The 3,093-nt window shown below is 66.2% G+C and carries 3 protein-coding genes; 2 read left to right on the forward strand and 1 reads right to left on the reverse strand.

Translation table 11 applies throughout. The features are described 5' to 3' along the window. Positions 1–1,064, reverse strand: a 1,064-nt coding sequence (gene mnmL / locus FVW20_RS10780; protein ID WP_196609540.1) for a tRNA modification radical SAM protein MnmL/YtqA, incomplete at its 3' end; no start/stop codon positions are given. Between the two features lie 81 nt (positions 1,065–1,145). On the opposite strand from mnmL, the gene FVW20_RS10785 reads away from it, so the two are divergent. Beyond that, positions 1,146–2,186 carry a rod shape-determining protein gene (locus tag FVW20_RS10785; RefSeq protein WP_007527040.1) on the forward strand — a complete coding sequence of 347 codons (1,041 nt, stop codon included), beginning with the start codon at positions 1,146–1,148 and terminating at the stop codon, positions 2,184–2,186. Positions 2,187–2,226: 40 nt separating this feature from the next. Then, positions 2,227–3,093, forward strand: an 867-nt coding sequence (gene mreC / locus FVW20_RS10790; RefSeq protein ID WP_307831499.1) for a rod shape-determining protein MreC, incomplete at its 3' end; no start/stop codon positions are given.

Here is a 3,093-nt window from a genome sequence, read left to right on the forward strand (position 1 = left end):
GGCGCGGCCCCCGGCAGGCGATGGGGCGGCACGGCGAACCAGGCAGGAGGTGCAGCCAGGGCGGGCGGGGCAGGGTGCGCGCCCGCTACGCCCGTTTCGCCCGTTTCGCCCAGTCCGCCCAATCCGTTAGCTGCGTTCGGGGCATCACCCGCCACGTCCCTGCCCTGCCATGTATCCCGCTGGGCCAGCAGTTCATTGATGCGCGCTGTGGTGGCCCGTTTGTCATTGGCCCAGTCCGGGGCCAGCAGTTCACCCCCCGCCGGATCGCCGGTCAGGCGCTGGATGACGATTTCCGGACGCAGCCGGGGCAGGGCGCGGGCAATGAGGTCTGCGTAGGCCTCGCGCCCCAGCGGGGTGTATTCCCCGGCGCGCCATTGCCGGGCCAGCGCAGTACGCTCGCACACGTACAGGCCGTGAAACTTCACTCCGTGCACAGGCAGCCGGTTCACCCAGTCCACCGTGGCCAGAAAGTCGTCCCCGCTCTCGCCGGGCAGCCCGGCGATAAGGTGCGCGCACACGCGCAGCCCCCGTGCGGCGGCGTCCCGCACGGCCCGTTCTGACGTGGCGGCGTCGTGCCCCCGGTTGATGCGGGCCAGCGTGGCGTCGTGGGCGGACTGCAACCCCAGTTCCAGCCAGACCTCCGGAAGGGGGAGTGCCGCCACCAGATCCAACCGTTCATTGTCCACACAGTCAGGGCGAGTTCCCACCGCCGCTCCCATGATGCCCGGCAGAACAGGCAACACGCCGAGAACACGGCGCAATTTATCAATGGGGCCATATGTGTTGGAAAACGATTGCAAATAGGCTATGAACAGACCGGCGTTGCGCGTGCGGGCGTAACGTCCCGTCCAGACCGTCCACTGTTCTTCCAGCGTCAGTCCATCTTCGCCAAGCCCGGAACCGGATCCGCGCGGGTTGCAGAACACGCAGCCCCCGCGCGACAGTGTTCCGTCGCGGTTGGGGCAGGAGAAGCCGGCGTCGAGCGGCACCTTCTGGACGCGCGCGCCGAAGCGCAACCGCAAATACGTCGCCAGCAGGTGCAGCCGGGTCGTGGTGTTTTCCATTGACAATGGCTGTCCTTTTGGAAGAATGCCCTGTTTTCAACGTTGATACGCATTCCCCCTCAGAGAGGCAAGTAAGATAAAATGGCAAAGATACTGGATTTCGTCCTTGGAATGTTTTCCAACGACCTGGCCATAGACCTGGGTACGGCCAATACCTGCGTCTACGTCAAGGGCCAGGGCATCGTGCTGCGCGAGCCTTCGGTGGTGGCGGTGAAAAAGGATACGCGCGGCAACAACGTGGTGCTGGCCGTGGGCCACGACGCCAAGCGCATGCTGGGCCGCACCCCCGGAAACATCCAGGCCATCCGCCCCATGAAGGACGGCGTCATCGCCGACTTCGAGATTACCGAGGCCATGCTGCGCCACTTCATCTCCAAGGTGCACAATTCCCGCCGCCTGGTGCGTCCGCGCATCATGATCTGCGTGCCCACCGGCATCACCCAGGTGGAAAAGCGCGCGGTGAAGGAATCGGCCCAGAGCGCGGGCGCGCGCGAGGTGTACCTGATCGAGGAGCCCATGGCCGCGGCCATCGGCGCCAACCTGCCCATCCAGGAACCCACCTCGAACATGGTCGTGGACATCGGCGGCGGCACCACCGAAGTGGCCGTCATCTCGCTGTCGGGCATCGTCTATTCGCGCTCGGTGCGCGTTGGCGGCGACAAGATGGACGAGGCGATCATGACCCACGTCAAGCGCAAGTACAACATGCTCATCGGCGAATCGTCGGCGGAAGAGATCAAGATCAAGATCGCCTCCGCCTACCCCATGGACCCCGAGCAGCAGCTCGAGGTGAAGGGCCGCGACCTCGTCACCGGCATTCCGCAGAACATCATCATCACCTCCGAAGAGGTGCGCAAGGCCATTTCCGAGCAGGTCGAAAGCATCGTCCAGGCGGTGCGCATCGCGCTGGAGCAGACCCCGCCGGAACTGGCGGCCGACATCGTTGACCGGGGCATCGTGCTCACGGGCGGCGGCGGCCTTCTGAAGGGGCTCGACCAGCTGCTGCGCGAAGAAACCTCGCTGCCCATCACCGTGGTGGATGATCCGCTCTCCACCGTGGTCATCGGCACCGGCAAGGCGCTGGACAATCTGCACATCCTGAAGGAGGTGTGCATAGATTAACGCCTCGCTCAAGCGCATCATCCTGCTTCTGGTACTGGCGCTGTTCCTGTACCTTGGCCTGTATACCTGGAACCAGAGAACCGGCGTGCTCGACAGGCTGGCGGAACACGCCGGTCTGGAATTCGTGGGCGCCATCCTGAAACCGGGCGTATGGGCGAGGGATCAGGTCGTTTCGTCGTGGAACAATTACCTCGACCTTGTCGGGGTACGCGAGGAAAACGAGGCGCTGCGCGAGCAGGTGCGCACTCTTTCGCAACAGGTGCAGGTTGCCTCCGAAGAGCGGGCCGAGCTGGCCCGCCTGCGCGCGTTGCTGGAACTGGAACCCCCCGAAGGATGGCGGCCCCTTGGCGCGCGCGTGGTGGCCAACAGGCTTGGCCCCCAGGCCGCGCTGGAATCGGCCATCATCAGTCGGGGGTACTATTCCGGCGCGGGGCCGGGCACGCCCGTGGTCACCCACGAAGGCGTGGTGGGCCGCGTGTACCGCGCCGGGCCGTACACCGCCACCGTGCTGCTGCTGACCGATCCGGGCAGCCGCATGGCGGTGCTCAGCGCGGTCAACCGCACTTCCGGCATCCTGGTGGGCACCGGCCCGCGCGGCCTGCTGGAAATGAAGTACGTGCCCCAGAACGCCCGCATAGAGGTGGGCGAACTGGTGCTCACCTCCGGCCTTGAAGGGGCGTTCCCCAAGGGGGTGCCGGTGGCCCGCGTGGAAAGCGTGTCCCAGTCCGACCTTTCGTTGTTCCAGACCGTGTACGCCAGCCCCCTGGCCGACCTGGAGGCGCTGGAAGAGGTGCTGCTGCTGGAACGCCCCCCCGTGCAACCCGGCGCGCACACCCCGCCCCTGCCCGCGGTCAACGCCACGCAAGGGGTGGGGCCGGGCACCGGCCACGGCCCCGGACAGGGCAAT

This window comes from Nitratidesulfovibrio oxamicus (assembly GCF_015731765.1).
GTDB lineage: Bacteria > Desulfobacterota > Desulfovibrionia > Desulfovibrionales > Desulfovibrionaceae > Cupidesulfovibrio > Cupidesulfovibrio oxamicus.